This is a genomic window from Micromonospora sp. NPDC023966 (assembly GCF_040639095.1).
Taxonomy (GTDB): domain Bacteria; phylum Actinomycetota; class Actinomycetes; order Mycobacteriales; family Micromonosporaceae; genus Micromonospora.
In genome coordinates this window covers 21,236-36,468 of the sequence record NZ_JBEZZJ010000009.1, presented here as the reverse complement: position 1 = coordinate 36,468, position 15,233 = coordinate 21,236, and the positions used below count along the sequence as shown (strand labels likewise).

The window sequence follows — 15,233 nt, the reverse complement described above, 5'->3', positions numbered from 1 at the left end:
GGCGGAGGTACCCATGACGCGCTACGACGCCCCCACCCACTGGCAGTCCCGCTACGACCACTTCATCGGCGGCGAGTACGTGAAGCCGCACGGCGGCCGGTACTTCGAGAACCCCACCCCGGTGACCGGGCAGACCTTCTGCGAGGTGGCCCGGGGCACCGCCGAGGACGTGGAGCGGGCGCTCGACGCCGCGCACGGCGCCGCCGACGCCTGGGGCCGCGCCTCGGTGGCCGAGCGGTCGCTCATCCTCAACAAGATCGCCGACCGGATGCAGGACAACCTGGAATCCCTCGCCGTCGCCGAGACCTGGGAGAACGGCAAGCCGGTACGCGAGACGCTGGCCGCCGACATCCCCCTCGCCATCGACCACTTCCGCTACTTCTCCGGAGCGGTCCGGGCCCAGGAGGGCTCGCTCGGGGAGATCGACGACGACACCGTGGCGTACCACTTCCACGAGCCGCTCGGCGTGGTCGGGCAGATCATCCCGTGGAACTTTCCGATCCTCATGGCGGTCTGGAAGCTCGCCCCGGCGCTCGCCGCCGGCAACGCCGTGGTGCTCAAGCCGGCCGAGCAGACCCCGGCCTCGATCCACTACCTGCTCTCGCTGGTCGCCGACCTGCTCCCGCCCGGCGTGGTCAACGTGGTCAACGGCTTCGGCGTCGAGGCGGGCAAGCCGCTCGCCTCCTCGCCGCGGGTGGCGAAGGTGGCGTTCACCGGCGAGACCACCACCGGGCGGCTGATCATGCAGTACGCCAGCGAGAACATCAAACCCGTCACCCTCGAGCTGGGCGGCAAGAGCCCGAACATCTTCTTCGACGACGTCAGCGCTGCTTCCGACGACTTCCGGGACAAGGCCCTCGAAGGCTTCACGATGTTCGCCCTCAACCAGGGCGAGGTCTGCACCTGCCCGTCCCGGGCGCTGATCCAGCAAGGCCACTACTCCGACTTCCTCGCCGCCGCAGTCTCGCGGACGCAGCAGGTCAAGCAGGGGCACCCGCTGGACACCGACACGATGATCGGGGCGCAGGCCTCCAACGACCAGCTGGAGAAGATCCTCTCCTACCTGGACATCGGCCGGCAGGAGGGCGCTCGCGTCCTCACCGGCGGCTCACGGGCGGACCTCGGCGGCGAGCTGTCCGGCGGCTACTACGTCGAGCCGACGATCTTCGAGGGTGACAACTCGATGCGGATCTTCCAGGAGGAGATCTTCGGTCCGGTGGTCTCGGTGACCTCCTTCGCCGACCTGGACGACGCCGTGAAGATCGCCAACGACACCCTGTACGGTCTCGGCGCCGGTGTCTGGACCCGGGACATCAACACCGCGTACCGGGCCGGGCGGGCGATCCAGGCCGGCCGGGTCTGGACCAACTGCTACCACGCCTACCCGGCGCACGCCGCGTTCGGCGGCTACAAGCAGTCGGGCATCGGCCGGGAGAACCACAAGATGATGCTGGAGCACTACCAGCAGACCAAGAACCTGCTGGTCAGCTACTCCCCCAAGAAGCTGGGCTTCTTCTGATGGGTGACCCGGTCACCCTGACGCCCGCGGCGGCCGGCCTTATCCGGTCGCTGCGGGCGGCCCACGGCCCGATCATGTTCCACCAGTCCGGCGGCTGCTGCGACGGCAGCGCCCCGATGTGCTACCCGGCCGGCGAGTTCCGCACCGGCGGCTCCGACGTGCTGCTCGCCTCGCTAGAGGTGGAGGGCGTGCCCGAGCCGGTCGAGTTCTGGATGTCCACAGCCCAGTGGGAGCTGTGGAAACACACCCGGCTCACGGTCGACGTGGTGCCCGGCCGGGGCAGCGGCTTCTCCCTGGAGGCCCCCGAGGGCGTCCGCTTCCTCATCCGCTCCCACCTCGCCCGCTGACTGTCCGAGATCTTCCAGCTCGCCGGCGCCGCGCGGGTGGGATGCTGACGCCGGTCCACATCGGAGCAGCATCCCCACCACCGCCAGACAGGAGTCCGCGCATGCGCCCGGTCAGACACCCCGTGCTCGGCGGTGGCCTCGCCACGCTCGCCACCGCCGCCACGCTCGGCCTCGCGCCGGGCGCCGCCGACGCCGCCCCGGACCCGAGGATCTCCGTCAGCTGGTTCGGATCCGCCGACGTCCGCGCGCACACCGCCACGATCGGCGGCCGGTACGACTGCGGCGCCGAGCGGGGGCTGGCGTACATCGAGGTGCACCTCGGTCAGCGGGTCCGACGCGCCTCGGTCACCGGCTTCGGTTTCGGCATGATCGGCGCGTGCACCGACGACCGCACCGCCGGGACCTGGACGGCCACCATCCCGGCCGACACGGGCGCCTTCCGCGCCGGCCCGTCCACCGCCACCGCCCGCCTCGTCGTTGAGCCGAACTCGCTCACCGAGACCACCGAACCGCTCCGCCTCGTCACCCGCTGCGCCCGGCGGTAGCGGTCAGCGGGCGACAGGCCGAGAGGGGAAGGCTCCCCGACCCGGGAGGCTCTGTCGGGCCGCCCTCGCTCAGGCGATCTGACGAAGGTCGTCGCCGTAGTCGAAGATGATGCGCAGCCTCGCGCCGAGTGCGTTCGCGTAGCGGCTCAAGGTCGCCACCTCGTTCACATCGAGGTCACCGTTCTCGATCTGGCTGACCCGGCCCGGCGTGACCCCCATGAGCTCGGCGACCTGCCGCTGGGTGAGCCCCAACCGCTTGCGCTCCTCGGCCAGGTGGAAGGCGCTCACCCACGCCTCGGTCCGAGCCCGCTCCGCCTCGTAAGCCGCGTCGTCGCCGCCCAGTTCGGCACGGACCTCGTCCCAGTCGTAGAACTCCGTCACGACTCCCCCCTTCGCTCGCGCTCATTGTCGAGCCAAGCCTTGTATGCAACCTCCGCCACCGGGATGTTCTGCTGATACCACCGGCTCCAGTTGCCCGCCTTGTTACCCGCGATGAGGAGCACCGCCTGCGACCACGGGTCGAAGACGAACAACACCCGGATCGCCACCTCGCGGCCGGATCGGGGGCGAAGCTCCTTGAGGTTGCTGATGCTGCTGCCGCGCAGCGTGTCCACGAGAGGCCGGCCCAGGCCGGGGCCGACCTCGGCCAGCCGGTCCACGGCGACCCGGACGCTCTCGTACGAGGCGGGATCACTCCGCCGCAGGTCACGCAGCCACTGGCGGACCTCGCCGGTCACCCGGACCGCCCACCGTCCCCCATCAGCGCCCATGACTCAACTATAGCCTGAGCTAAACATGAGGGAAGGGTCAGCGGGCGTCGAGGAGGGGTTGGGTCGGGTTCCAGGGGGTGCCGCCGGCGGCGTCGCGGCGGCGGCGGGCGATCGCCGACAGCGCCTCCAGCACCACCCGGTTGCCGAGGTACGCGGTGATGTCGGCGTGGTCGTAGGGCGGGGCGACCTCGACCACGTCCACCCCGACCACCGGCAGTTCGTAGCAGACCCGGCGGACCGCGTCGAGGAGTTGCCGGGAGGTGAAGCCGCCCGGCTCGGGGGTGCCGGTGCCGGGGGCCATGCCGGGATCGACCACGTCCACGTCGACGGAAAGGAACACCCCCTCGCACTCGTCGGTGGCGATTCCGAACGCCTCGGTGAGGCAGTCGTCGAGCCCGCGCGCCACCACCTCGGTCATCTCGTAGGAGCGCATCCGCTGCTCGGCCATCCACGTCAGGGTTTCCGGCCCCGGCCAGTAGCCGCGCAGGCCGATCTGGAGGAAGCGGTCGCCGCGTACCGCGCCGGACTCGATGAGCCGGCGCATCGGCTGGCCGTGCCCGTGCAGCGAGCCGAACTCGATGTCCCCGGTGTCGGCGTGCGCGTCGAAGTGCACCAGGGACACCCGGCCCAGCCCGTGGTGCCGGGCCACTCCGGTGGCGTCCGGCAGGGCGATCGAGTGGTCGCCGCCGAGCACGATCGGGATCGCCCCGGCGGCGGCGACCGCGTGCGCGGCGGTCTCCAGCGAGGCCAGCGAGCGCTCGATGTCGCCGGAGAACATCTCGACGTCGCCCGCGTCGTAGACGCAGAGGTCCTGCAACGCGTCCACCCGTAGGGCCAGGGAGGGGCGGGAGCCGTCGTGCGGCAGGTAGCAGGCCTGGCGGATGGCGGACGGACCGAACCGGGTGCCCGGCCGGTGCGAGGTGCCGCCGTCGAAGGGCGCGCCGACGATCACCACGTCGGCGTCGGCGTACGTCACCGGCTCCTCGATCGTGCACGGCGGCACGCCGAGGAACGTGACGTCGGGGCCGAACATCGGGCCGTAGCGGGTCACCGCTCCTCCATTCCCCAGGGCGAGCCGTAGGCGCTGAGCAGGTCGAGGAAGGGTACCGGGGGCAGCGCCTCCGGGCCGAGCACGCCGGTGCCGGACCAGGCGCCGCCGGCCAGCAGTTCCAGGGCGACGACCGGGTTGACGGCGGTCTGCCAGACCACCGCCTGGTGGCCGTACTCGGCCATCGACCACTCGTTGTCGACCACGTGGTAGAGGTAGACCCTGCGCGGCCGGCCGTCCACCCCGGTGCCCGTCACGTACGTGCCCGCGCAGGTCTTGCCGCGCATCCGCTCACCCAGGGTGGCCGGGTCGGGCAGGCAGGCGGCCACCACGTCGCGGGGCGAAACCGAAACGCCGCCCACCCGCACGGGCACCGTCGAGTCGAGGCCGAGCTTGTGCAGGCTCTTCAGCACCTCGATGAACTCGTCGCCGAGGCCGTACTTGAAGGTGACCCGCTTCGCCTTGACCCAGCGCGGGATGAGCAGCACCTCCTCGTGCTCCACGTTGACGCACTCGACCGGGCCGATGCCCTCGGGGAACTCGAACACCTCGGGCTCGGAGAACGACGGGGTCGTGAACCACCCACGGTCGGCCTCCCAGACCACGGGCGGGTTCAGGCACTCCTCGATGGTGGTCCAGATGGAGAACGAGGGGGCGAAGTCGTAGCCGTCGACGGTGAGGTTCGCGCCGTCGCGTACCCCGATCTCGTCGATCTCGGAGAACAGTTCGTCGGCGGCGTAGCGGGCGAAGACGTCGGAGAGGCCGGGTTCGACGCCGATGCCGCAGAGCGCCAGCCGGCCGGCCTCGGCCCAGGCGGAGGCCGCCGCGAACTGCTCGTCGCCGAGCTTCACCCCGGTCTCGGCGTGCGGCGCGTCCGGGTGCGGCCGGGACAGCGACATCGCCATGTCCAGGTAGTCGGCCCCGGCGGCGAACGCGCCGTCGAAGATCGGCATGACGAAGCGCGGGTCGACCGCGTTCAAGACGTGGGTGATCCGGTGTTCCCGGCAGAGCGCGGCGACCGCCTCGGCGGAGGAGGCGTCGACCGTCGCGGCGACGAACCGGTCACCGTGGCCGGCTACCGCCCGGGCGGCGCGGGCGGGGTCGTGGTCGGCGACCACCATCGTCTCGAAGAAGGAACGGCGGGCGGCGATGGATACGGCGGCGGAGCCGACGCCACCGGCGCCGACGAGGAGGATACGCATCAGGAGTCGAACCCCAGTCCAAGACGATCGAGAGTACGGAGCCAGAGGTTGCGCCGCCCCTCCCGCGCGTCCGCGCGGGCGAGCGACCAGCGGGTGAGGTTGATGCCGGTGGCCCGGATCGGCTCGGGCGGGAACGGCAGCGGCTTGCGGCGGACCAGGTCGAGCCGGGTCAGCGGGGTGTCCTCCCCGCCGAGCAGGTCGAGCATCACCCGGGCGCCGAACCGGGTCGCCCCGACGCCGAGCCCGGTGTACCCGGCCGCGTACGCCAGCCGCCCCTCGTAGGCGGTGCCGAAGAAGGCGCAGAACCGGGTGCAGGTGTCGATGACGCCACCCCAGCGGTGGCTGAACCGCAGCCCTTCTAGCTGCGGGAAGGTCGTGAAGAAGTGGGACGCCAGGGCGGTGAAGGTCGCCTCGCGCTGCTCCAGCTCGGGGGCCATCCGGTTGCCGTAGTGGTAGATCGCGTCGTAACCGCCGAACAGGATCCGGCCGTCGGCGGTGATCCGGTAGTAGTGGAACTGGTTGCCGGTGTCGGCGAGCCCCTGCCGGTTGCGCCAGCCGATGGCGTCCCGCTGCGCGGGCGTGAGCGGCTCGGTCATCAGCGCGTAGTCGTAGACCGGCACCAGCCAGGCGCGCAGCCGGCGCAGCAGCGGTGGGAACGCGTTGCTGGCGAGCACCACCTGCCGGGCCCGGACCGCGCCGGGCGCGGCGTCCGGGCCGCCGGCCGTGACCGCGCGCAGCGCGCCGCCGTCCCGGGCCAGCCCGGTGACCCGGGTGTGCTCGTGGATCCGGACGCCCAGGTCGAGCGCGGCGCGGCGCAGCCCCCAGGCCAGCCGCGCCGGGTCGAGCAGGGCCACCCGGTCCCGGTCCCACATCCCGCCCAGGTACGTCGGCGAGGCCACCTCGGTGCGCACCTCGTCCCGGTCCAGCAGCCGCACGTCGTGGCCGTGGCGGCGGGCCAGCTCGGCGTCCTCCGCGAGCCCATCGAGCTGGTACGGCTCGACGGCCACCGCCAGTTCCCCGGTGCGCTCGAAGTCGCAGTCGATGCCGTGCTTCGCCACGGTGGCGGCGATGGCGTCCAGGTTCTCCCGGCCGAGCCGTTCCAGCTCGTCGATCTCGTCGGGCCACCGCTCGGCGCCGTTGGCGAGCCCGTGGGTGAGCGAGGCGGCGCAGAACCCGCCGTTGCGCCCGGACGCCGCCCAGCCGCAGGTGCCCGCATCGACCAGGAGCACGTCCCGGTCCGGGTCGGCCTCCTTGGCCAGCAGCGCGGTCCAGAGGCCGGAGTATCCGCCGCCGATCACCAGCAGGTCGGCGTCGTGGGCGCCGGTCAGCCGCGGTAGCGGGTCCGGGCGGTCCGGGCGGTCGAGCCAGTACGGGACGGGCGCGGCGTCGGCCAGCGCCCGGCCGGTATGCGGGAGTTTCATGACGCGCTCTTCGGGGCCCCGACGGCGGCGACGGGAGCCGCGAGAGCGGCACGGCGGGCGCGGCGGCCGCGCAGCGAGCCGGCCCCGACCAGCAGCAGCGCGATCGCGAACATCGCCGTGCCGATGACGTTGACCTGCGGCGGGATGCCCCGCTGGGCGGCGCCCCAGACGTACATCGGGAAGGTGACCGTGGTGCCGGCGTTGAAGTTCGTGATGATGAAGTCGTCGAAGCTGAGCGAGAAGGCCAGCAGCGCGGCGGCCACGATGCCGGGCAGCACCAGGGGCAGGGTGATCCGCCGGAAGGTCTGCCACTCGCTGGCGTAGAGGTCCATGGCGGCCTCCTCCAGCCGCCGGTCCATGCCGGCGAGCCGGGCCTTCACGGTGACCACCACGAACGACACGCAGAACATGACGTGCGCGATGACGATCGTCCAGAAGCCCTGCGGCACCCCCGCGGCGACGAAGAGGGCCAGCAGCGAGGTGCCCATCACCAGCTCCGGGGTGGCCATCGGCAGGAAGATCAGGCCGTTGATCCCTGACCGCCCGCGGAAGCCGTGCCGGACCAGGGCGAACGCCATCAGCGTGCCGAGGATGGTGGAGACCACCGTGGCGATCAGGCCGATCTCCATGCTGCGCACCACCGCGTCGCACATGTCGGAGGTGGCGCAGGGGTGGGTCCAGTTGTCGAGGGTGAACTCGTTGAAGTCGTAGGACAGCCGGCTTGAGGGCCGGTTGAAGGAGAGCCCGGCGACCACCAGGATCGGCAGCGAGAGGTAGCCGAGGACGAGCAGCGCCGCGCCCATCACCCAGCGGTCGGCGATCCAGCGCCGCATCAGAGCACCTCCTCCGTGCCGGCCTTCCGCAGGTAGGTGAAGACGATCACGAGGATCGCCGCCATCAGCAGGAACGACAGCGCCGCGCCCTGCGGGTAGTCCAGCCGGACCAGGAAGGCCGAGTCGATGACGTTGCCGATCATGTATTCGTTCGGGGTGCCGAGCAGCTCGGCGTTGATGTAGTCGCCGGTGGCCGGGATGAAGAAGAGCAGCGTGCCGGCGATCAGCCCGGGCATGGACAGCGGCAGGGTCACCTTGCGGAAGGCGCGCAGCGGGCTCGCGTACAGGTCGCTCGCCGCCTCCAGCAGCCGCGGGTCGAGCCGCTCCAGGCTCGCGTACAGCGGCAGCACCAGGAAGGGCAGGAAGTTGTACGTCAGGCCGAGCACCACCGCGAACGGGGTGGCCAGCAGCCGGCCGTCCGCTCCGAGCAGGTGCGCGTCGCGCAGCAGCCCGACCACCCAGCCGTTGTCGGACAGGATGGTCTTCCAGGCCAGGGTGCGGACCAGGAAGCTGGTGAACATCGGCGCGACCACGGCCACCAGCAGCAGGTTCTTCCACCGGCCGGCCTTCTGCGCGATCGCGTACGCCAGCGGGTAGCCCATCAGCAGGGCCAGCACCAGCGCGATGGCCGAATAGACGAAGGACCGGGCGAACTGCGGCCAGTACGCCTGCAACGCGTCCCAGTAGTTGCCGACCTCCCCGGTCATCGCGTAGCCGGTCGAGAGCGATCCGCTCGGGTCGTAGAGGCTGGCCGCGGCGAGCTGGAGCAGCGGCAGGACGAAGAAGACCAGCAGCCAGGCGGCACCGGGCAGCAGCAGCAGGTACGGCAGGAGCCTGCTGCGTCCCCGCCGGGGTCCCGGCGGCGCCGCCGGCTGCCCCGCCGAGGTCGGTACGTGGGCCAGCGCGCTCATGACAGCGCACCCACCGGCGGCTCGTCGAGCAGCGGGCTGGTCTGGTCGTCCTCGCCGGCGGCCCGGGGCAGCAGGAAGGCGTGCCGTGGGTCCCAGTGCGCGGTCACCGGGGTGCCGACGGGCAACCGCCCGCCCACCCCGCTGTTCGCGGCGAACGCGGACAGCTCACTGCCCCACGCCGTGCGCACCAGGTACTGGGTGCTCACCCCGACGTACGAGGCGTCGGTGACCACCCCACCGAGGTGCTGGTGGCCGGCGGGCACCTCGTCGGGGCCGCTGACCAGGTGCAGCTTCTCGGGACGTACGCCGAGGAAGACTGTCCCGTGGTCGGCCCGGGCCCGGTCGGCGGGCACCGAGAAACGCGCGCCGTGCGCGGTGACCAGCACCTCGTCGCCGCTGTGGCCGGCGGCCTCGCCAGCCAGCAGGTTGGACTGGCCGAGGAAGTTCGCCACGAACGCGGTGGCCGGGTACTCGTAGATGTCGGCGGGGGCGCCGAGCTGCTCGATCCGGCCGGCGTTCATCACCGCGACCGTGTCGGCCATCGTCATGGCCTCCTCCTGGTCGTGGGTGACGTGCACGAAGGTGATGCCGACCTCGGTCTGGATCCGCTTCAGCTCGATCTGCATCTGCCGGCGCAGCTTCAGGTCGAGCGCGCCGAGCGGCTCGTCCAGCAGCAGCACCTGCGGGTGGTTGATGAGCGCCCGGGCCAGCGCCACGCGCTGCTGCTGGCCGCCGGAGAGCTGAGCCGGCCTGCGCCGGCCGTAGCCTTCGAGCTGCACCAGCGCCAGCATCCGCTCGACCTGGTCGGTCACCTTGCGGATGCCGCGCCGGCGCAGCCCGAAGGCCACGTTCTCGTGGATGTCGAGGTGCGGGAAGAGCGCGTAACTCTGGAACACGGTGTTCACCGGCCGCTTGTACGGCCGCAGCCCGGCGATGTCCCGGTCGCCCAGGAGCACCTGCCCGCCGGTCGGTTCCTCCAACCCGGCGATCATCCGCAGGGTGGTGGTCTTGCCGCAGCCGGAGGCCCCGAGCAGGGCGAAGAACGAACCCTGCGGGATGGTGAGGCTGAGGTCGTCCACCGCGGTGAAGACGCCGAACCGCTTGGTCAGGTTGGCCAGCCGCAGATCGCCGGCCGGTGTCTCGTGTCCCATTGTTCTCACGCCCCGATGACCTGCTGGAACTTGGTCTCGTACTCCTTCTCCCGCTTCTCGTCCAGGGCCATGAAGACCTTGGACTTCGACAGCATCGCGTCGTCCGGGAAGATGAGGGTGTTGCTGGCCAGATCCGGGTCGATCTTCTCCATCTCGGCCTGTGCGCCCTTGACCGGGCAGATGTAGTTGACGTAGGCGGCGAGCTGCGCGGCGACCGCCGGGTCGTAGTAGTAGTTGATCAGCTCTTCGGCGTTCGCCTTGTGGGTGGCCTTGTTCGGCACCAGCATGTTGTCCGACCAGAGCATCACGCCCGACTCGGGCACCACGAACTTGATCTTCTCGTCCTCGAAGCCGAGCTGGATCACGTCGCCGGACCAGCCGATGCACGCGGCGATGTCGCCCTTGGCCAGGTCGGGGGCGTAGTCGTTGCCGGTGAACTTGCGGATCTGCTTGGAGTCCACGGCCTTCTTCAGCTTGTTCAGCGCGTCGTCGAACTGCGCCGTGGTGAAGTTCGCCGGGTCGTGCCCGTTGGACTGGAGCAGCAGACCCATGGTGTCCCGCATCTCCGACAGCGCGGTCACCTTGCCCTTCAGGTCGGGGCGGGTGAGCAGCTCGTCGACGGTCCGGATCTCCTTGGCCACCTTGGCGTTGTACGCCAGCCCGGCCAGGCCGGACTGCCAGGGGATGGCGAGCTGGTTGTCGCTGTCGAAGGAGCGGTTGCGCAGCGAGGGCAGCAGGTTCGCCTCGACGTTGGGCAGCTTCGCCTTGTCCAGCTTCTGGATCCAACCGAGCCGGATCATCCGGGCCGCCATCCAGTCGGTGAGGACCACGATGTCCCGCCCGGTGGTCTGGCAGCCGGCGAGCTGGTTCTGCACCTTGCCGAAGAACTCGTTGTTGTCGTTGACGTCCTCGGTGTACGTCACCTGGATCCCGGACTTCTTGACGAACGCGTCCAGGCTGGGTCGCTTGGACTCGTCCTTCTCGTCCACGTCCATGTACTGCGGCCAGTTCGAGAAGGCCAGCTTCTTTTCGGTGGCGGAGAGGTCGTCGCTCTTGCAACCGGCCTCGGTCTGCTGTGCGCCCTTGGTGCCGCAGCCGGCCAGCGTGCCCGCCGTGGCGAGCAGGGTGGCCGAGCCGAGGGTCCCGGTGAGCAGACCACGCCGGGTGAGGTGCCGGTGGGGACTACGCATGTGACGACTCCTAGGGGGGTCATCGTCGGCGGCGGGACGGGGGTGGCTCGCCGGCGGGAGGGTCAATGGCGATGGACGACTGATCCTGACATGGGGTGACCTTCCTTACAAGGGATTCCGTTGCGGGATTAGCGATCGACCACGAAATACGCCAGACTGCGCCGGGGCACTACGCTCGGCACGAGGATTCGGACATGGGGAGCGGATGATGGCCAACCGGCAACTGGAGAACGGCAACGGCAGCCGTCGGGTGACCGTGCGCGAAGGCGCCAGTCACGCTCTGCTCGATGACGTGGCCAAGCAGATCATCGAGCAGCTCCAGGAGGACGGGCGGCGCCCGTACGCGACCATCGGCAAGGCGGTCGGCCTCTCCGAGGCGGCGGTGCGGCAGCGGGTGCAGCGCCTGCTCGACGCCGGGGTCATGCAGATCGTGGCGGTGACCGATCCGCTCCAGCTCGGCTTCCCCCGCCAGGCCATGATCGGCCTGCGCACCGACGGTGACCTGGAGAGCGTGGCCGACCGGCTCGCCGAGTTCGAGGAGATCGACTACGTGGTGATCACCGCCGGGTCGTTCGACCTGCTGGCCGAGGTGGTCTGCCGCAACGACGAGCACCTGCTGGAGATCCTCCAGAAGCTGCGCGGGGTGCCGGGCGTGGTCTCGACCGAGGCGTTCGTCTACCTCAAGCTGCGCAAGCAGACCTACAGCTGGGGCACGGCCTGATACGGATTCCGTTGCGGTGACAAACGCCGCTCGCTGAATCCGTTGTCATTCGCCCCAGACACTTGCGTTATCAACATCGCTTGTGCGATAACCGTGGGCAGAGCGGCCGGTGTCACCCCTGACCGGCCCGAGACCCGATGGGGCTGACATGGCCAACGCCACCGACCACCTCTGGATGCACTTCACCCGGATGGCCAGCTACTCCGCCGGCGAGGTACCGACGATTGTGCGTGGCGAGGGCGCGTACGTCTGGGACTCGCAGGGCCGCCGCTACCTGGACGGACTCGCCGGGCTCTTCGTCGTCAACGCCGGCCACGGCCGCACCGAACTCGCCGAGGCGGCCGCCAAGCAGGCCGGCGAGCTGGCCTACTTCCCACTGTGGTCGTACGCCCACCCCAAGGCCGTCGAGCTGGCCGAGAAGGTCGCCTCGCTCGCCCCCGGCGACCTGAACCGGGTCTTCTTCACCACCGGCGGCTCGGAGGCCGTCGAGGCGGCGTGGAAGCTGGCCCGGGCCTACTTCAAGCGCACCGGCCAGCCGAACAAGTACAAGGTGGTCAGCCGCTACATCGCCTACCACGGCACCTCGATGGGCGCGCTGTCGATCACCGGCCTGCCCGGCATCAAGAGCGACTTCGAGCCGCTGGTCCCCGGCGGCATCAAGGTGCCGAACACCAACTTCTACCGGGCCCCCGAGCACGGCGACGACCCCGAGGCGTTCGGCCGCTGGGCCGCCGAGGAGATCGGCCGGGCCATCGAGCGGGAGGGGCCGGACACCGTCGCCGCGGTCTTCCTGGAGCCGGTGCAGAACTCCGGCGGCTGCTTCCCGCCGCCGCCCGGCTACTTCGAGCGGGTCCGGGAGATCTGCGACGCGTACGACGTGCTGCTGGTCAGCGACGAGGTGATCTGCTCCTGGGGTCGGCTCGGCGAATATTTCGGCGCCACCCGCTACGGCTACCAGCCGGACATCATCACCACGGCCAAGGGCATCACCTCCGGCTACGCCCCGCTCGGCGCGATGATCGCCAGCGAGCGGCTGATGGAGCCGTTCCTCACCGAGACCGGCATGTTCGCCCACGGGGTGACCTTCGGCGGCCACCCGGTCTCCTGCGCGGTGGCCCTGGCCAACCTGGAGGTCTTCGCCCGCGAGGACCTGATCGGGCACGTCCGGGCCAACGAGGGGGCCTTCCGGTCCACCCTGGAGAAGCTCAACGACCTGCCGATCGTCGGCGACGTCCGGGGCGACGGCTACTTCTACGGCATCGAACTGGTCAAGGACAAGACCACCCGGGAGACCTTCGACGAGGCCGAGTCCGAGCGGCTGCTGCGCGGCTTTCTCTCCACCGCCCTCTTCCAGGCCGGGCTCTACTGCCGCGCCGACGACCGGGGCGACCCCGTCGTGCAGCTCGCCCCGCCGCTGATCGCCCAGCAGCAGCAGTTCGACGAGATCGAGCAGATCCTGCGCGCCGTGCTGACCGAGGCATGGTCGCGCCTCTGACCGGCGGCCCGGACGGGGCCGGTTCCCGGGACACCGGGGGCCGGCCCCGCGCCGTCGGGCCGGGTGCCGCCGCCGTCGGGGGCACCGACCGGACCCGGGTACGCCGGCTGCCCGACCTGGCCGTCCACGACCGGGCGACGCTGCACGCCGTGCTCGACGCCGGCCGGGTCGCCCACCTGGCCGTCGGCGACGGCGACCAGCCGTACGCGCTGCCGGTGGCGTACGCGCGGGACGGTGATCGGGTGCTGATGCACGGCTCCACCGGCAGCCGGCTGTTCCGGCACCTCGCCACCGGTGCGCCGGCCTGCCTCACCGTCACCCTGCTCGACGGCCTGGTGCTGGCCCGCAGCGCCTTCGAGTCCTCGATGAACTACCGCTGCGCCATGGTGCTCGGCACCCTCACCGCGCTGGCCGGCGAGGAGAAGCTGGCCGCGTTGCACCGGCTCTCCGAGCATCTGCTCCCCGGCCGCTGGGCGGAGATCCGGCCGCCCTCGGCGAAGGAGTTGGCGGCCACGCTGGTGCTCGCCCTGCCGCTGGACGAGTGCTCGGTGAAGGTCAGCGCCGGCCCGCCCGACGATCCGGACGACGACCTCGACCGGCCGGTCTGGGCCGGGGTGGTGCCGATCGTCGAGACGTACGGGATTCCGCAGCCCGACCCGCGGCTGCGCCACGACCTGCCCCCACCGGAGTGGTGATGCGCTACCAGGACCTGTCGTACTGGCTGTCCAGCCTGGACCAGCCGCTGACCCCGCGCCCCGGCCTGCCCGGCGACACCGACGCCGACGTGGTGATCGTGGGCGCCGGCTACACCGGGCTGTGGACCGCCTACTACCTCGCCGCGGCCGACCCGACCCTGCGGATCGTCGTGCTGGAGAAGGAGATCGCCGGGTACGGCGCCTCCGGCCGCAACGGCGGCTGGTGCTCCGCGCTCTTCCCCACCTCGCTGCCGGCGCTGGCCCGCCGGCACGGCCGGGACCGGGCGCTCGCCATGCAGCGGGCCATGCAGGAGACCGTCCGCGAGGTCGGTCGGGTGGTCGCCGCCGAGGGCATCGACTGCGACTGGCGGGCCGGGGGCACGGTGGTGCTGGCCCGCACCGAGGTGCAGCTCGGCCGGGCCCGGGCCGCCGTCGCCGAGGCCCGCGAGCACGGGCTCGCCGACGCCGACCTGATGCTGCTCGACGCCGACGAGGCCGCCGCCCGCTGCCACGCCGAGGGGGTACGCGGCGGCACGTACACCCCGCACTGCGCCGCCGTGCACCCGGCGAAGCTGGTCCGCGGCCTGGCCGCGGCGGTGGAGCGCCGGGGCGTACGCGTCTTCGAGCGGACCCCGGTGACCGCGCTGCGGCCCGGGGCGGCGGTGACCCCGGCCGGGGTGGTCCGCGCCCCGGTGGTGGTCCGGGCGACCGAGGGCTTCACCCCCGCGCTGCCCGGCCAGCGGCGGGCCGTGGCGCCGGTCTACTCGCTGATGGTGGCCACCGAACCGCTGCCCGAGGCGACCTGGGCGGAGATCGGGCTGGCTGAACGGGAGACCTTCTCCGACTACCGGCACGTCATCATCTACGGCCAGCGCACTGCCGACGGCCGGCTCGCCTTCGGCGGGCGGGGCGCCCCCTACCACTACGGCTCGCGGGTCCGCCCCGACTTCGACCGGGAGCCCCGGGTCTTCGCGGCGCTGCGCCGGGTGCTCGGCGAACTGTTCCCGGTGCTCGGGCCCGAGGTGCCGGTGACGCACACCTGGGGCGGGCCGCTGGGTGTGGCCCGGGACTGGGCGGCCTCGGTGGGGCTGGACCGGTCGACCGGCCTGGCCTGGGCCGGCGGCTACGTCGGCGACGGCGTCGGCACCAGCAACCTGGCCGGCCGTACGCTGGCCGACCTGATCCGCGGCGAGCGGACCGACCTGACCGCGCTCCCCTGGGTCAACCACCGCTCGCCGCGATGGGAGCCTGAGCCCCTACGCTGGCTCGCCGTCAACGCCGGCCTCAAGGTCATGTTCTCCGCCGACGAGGCCGAGTCCCGCACCGGCCGCCCCTCCCGCCGAGCCGCCGCCTTCTCCCACCTCCTGGGCCACTGACCCCCGCCC

At 71.5% G+C, this 15,233-nt stretch carries 16 protein-coding genes; 7 read left to right on the top strand and 9 right to left on the bottom strand.

What is annotated here, in order from left to right; all coding sequences use genetic code 11:
- Positions 1 to 13: 13 nt before the first annotated feature.
- From adh to AB0F68_RS14735, 3 genes are all read left to right on the top strand, one after another.
- Entirely contained in the window at positions 14 to 1,519 is a 1,506-nt protein-coding gene (adh, locus tag AB0F68_RS14745; RefSeq protein WP_357337255.1) for an aldehyde dehydrogenase, read from the top strand.
- Entirely contained in the window at positions 1,519 to 1,866 is a 348-nt protein-coding gene (locus AB0F68_RS14740; RefSeq protein ID WP_357337223.1) for a DUF779 domain-containing protein, read from the top strand. The genes adh and AB0F68_RS14740 overlap by 1 nt, the downstream gene beginning before the upstream one ends.
- A gap of 101 nt (positions 1,867 to 1,967) precedes the next feature.
- Positions 1,968 to 2,411, top strand: coding sequence for a hypothetical protein (locus AB0F68_RS14735; RefSeq protein ID WP_357337221.1), 444 nt, complete (start codon positions 1,968 to 1,970; stop codon positions 2,409 to 2,411).
- Positions 2,412 to 2,480: 69 nt separating this feature from the next.
- On the opposite strand, the gene AB0F68_RS14730 is transcribed toward AB0F68_RS14735, so the two are convergent.
- The 9 genes from AB0F68_RS14730 to AB0F68_RS14690 are packed head-to-tail and all read right to left on the bottom strand — an operon-like array spanning position 2,481 to position 10,937.
- Positions 2,481 to 2,792, bottom strand: coding sequence for a helix-turn-helix domain-containing protein (locus AB0F68_RS14730; protein WP_357337218.1), 312 nt, complete (start codon positions 2,790 to 2,792; stop codon positions 2,481 to 2,483).
- Complete coding sequence (locus tag AB0F68_RS14725; RefSeq protein ID WP_357337200.1) at positions 2,789 to 3,181, bottom strand: type II toxin-antitoxin system RelE/ParE family toxin; 393 nt, start codon at positions 3,179 to 3,181, stop codon at positions 2,789 to 2,791. The genes AB0F68_RS14730 and AB0F68_RS14725 overlap by 4 nt, the downstream gene beginning before the upstream one ends.
- Before the next feature lie 37 nt (positions 3,182 to 3,218).
- A complete protein-coding gene (speB, locus tag AB0F68_RS14720) occupies positions 3,219 to 4,232 on the bottom strand; it encodes an agmatinase (protein WP_357337196.1) in 1,014 nt (337 codons plus the stop codon).
- Positions 4,229 to 5,431: a saccharopine dehydrogenase C-terminal domain-containing protein gene (locus AB0F68_RS14715; protein WP_357337194.1), complete on the bottom strand. Its 1,203-nt coding sequence runs from the start codon at positions 5,429 to 5,431 to the stop codon at positions 4,229 to 4,231. Before AB0F68_RS14715 ends, speB begins: the two co-directional genes overlap by 4 nt.
- Entirely contained in the window at positions 5,431 to 6,852 is a 1,422-nt protein-coding gene (locus AB0F68_RS14710; RefSeq protein ID WP_357337185.1) for an FAD-dependent oxidoreductase, read from the bottom strand. Before AB0F68_RS14710 ends, AB0F68_RS14715 begins: the two co-directional genes overlap by 1 nt.
- Complete coding sequence (locus tag AB0F68_RS14705) at positions 6,849 to 7,685, bottom strand: ABC transporter permease (protein WP_357337183.1); 837 nt, start codon at positions 7,683 to 7,685, stop codon at positions 6,849 to 6,851. Before AB0F68_RS14705 ends, AB0F68_RS14710 begins: the two co-directional genes overlap by 4 nt.
- The gene (locus AB0F68_RS14700) at positions 7,685 to 8,596 is read right to left on the bottom strand and encodes an ABC transporter permease (protein WP_357337181.1); all 912 of its coding nucleotides are present in this window, start codon (positions 8,594 to 8,596) and stop codon (positions 7,685 to 7,687) included. The genes AB0F68_RS14705 and AB0F68_RS14700 overlap by 1 nt, the downstream gene beginning before the upstream one ends.
- Positions 8,593 to 9,747: an ABC transporter ATP-binding protein gene (locus AB0F68_RS14695; protein WP_357337178.1), complete on the bottom strand. Its 1,155-nt coding sequence runs from the start codon at positions 9,745 to 9,747 to the stop codon at positions 8,593 to 8,595. The genes AB0F68_RS14700 and AB0F68_RS14695 overlap by 4 nt, the downstream gene beginning before the upstream one ends.
- A 5-nt stretch (positions 9,748 to 9,752) precedes the next feature.
- Positions 9,753 to 10,937: a spermidine/putrescine ABC transporter substrate-binding protein gene (locus AB0F68_RS14690; RefSeq protein WP_357337176.1), complete on the bottom strand. Its 1,185-nt coding sequence runs from the start codon at positions 10,935 to 10,937 to the stop codon at positions 9,753 to 9,755.
- A 208-nt stretch (positions 10,938 to 11,145) separates the two neighbouring features.
- On the opposite strand from AB0F68_RS14690, the gene AB0F68_RS14685 reads away from it, so the two are divergent.
- The 4 genes from AB0F68_RS14685 to AB0F68_RS14670 all read left to right on the top strand — a co-directional run bounded on the left by AB0F68_RS14685 (position 11,146) and on the right by AB0F68_RS14670 (position 15,224).
- Entirely contained in the window at positions 11,146 to 11,658 is a 513-nt protein-coding gene (locus AB0F68_RS14685; RefSeq protein WP_151464013.1) for an Lrp/AsnC family transcriptional regulator, read from the top strand.
- 148 nt (positions 11,659 to 11,806) lie between these two features.
- Entirely contained in the window at positions 11,807 to 13,153 is a 1,347-nt protein-coding gene (locus AB0F68_RS14680; protein WP_357337156.1) for an aspartate aminotransferase family protein, read from the top strand.
- A complete protein-coding gene (locus AB0F68_RS14675) occupies positions 13,138 to 13,848 on the top strand; it encodes a pyridoxamine 5'-phosphate oxidase family protein (RefSeq protein ID WP_357337152.1) in 711 nt (236 codons plus the stop codon). Before AB0F68_RS14680 ends, AB0F68_RS14675 begins: the two co-directional genes overlap by 16 nt.
- The gene (locus AB0F68_RS14670) at positions 13,848 to 15,224 is read left to right on the top strand and encodes an FAD-dependent oxidoreductase (RefSeq protein WP_357337150.1); all 1,377 of its coding nucleotides are present in this window, start codon (positions 13,848 to 13,850) and stop codon (positions 15,222 to 15,224) included. The genes AB0F68_RS14675 and AB0F68_RS14670 overlap by 1 nt, the downstream gene beginning before the upstream one ends.
- Positions 15,225 to 15,233: the final 9 nt, after the last annotated feature.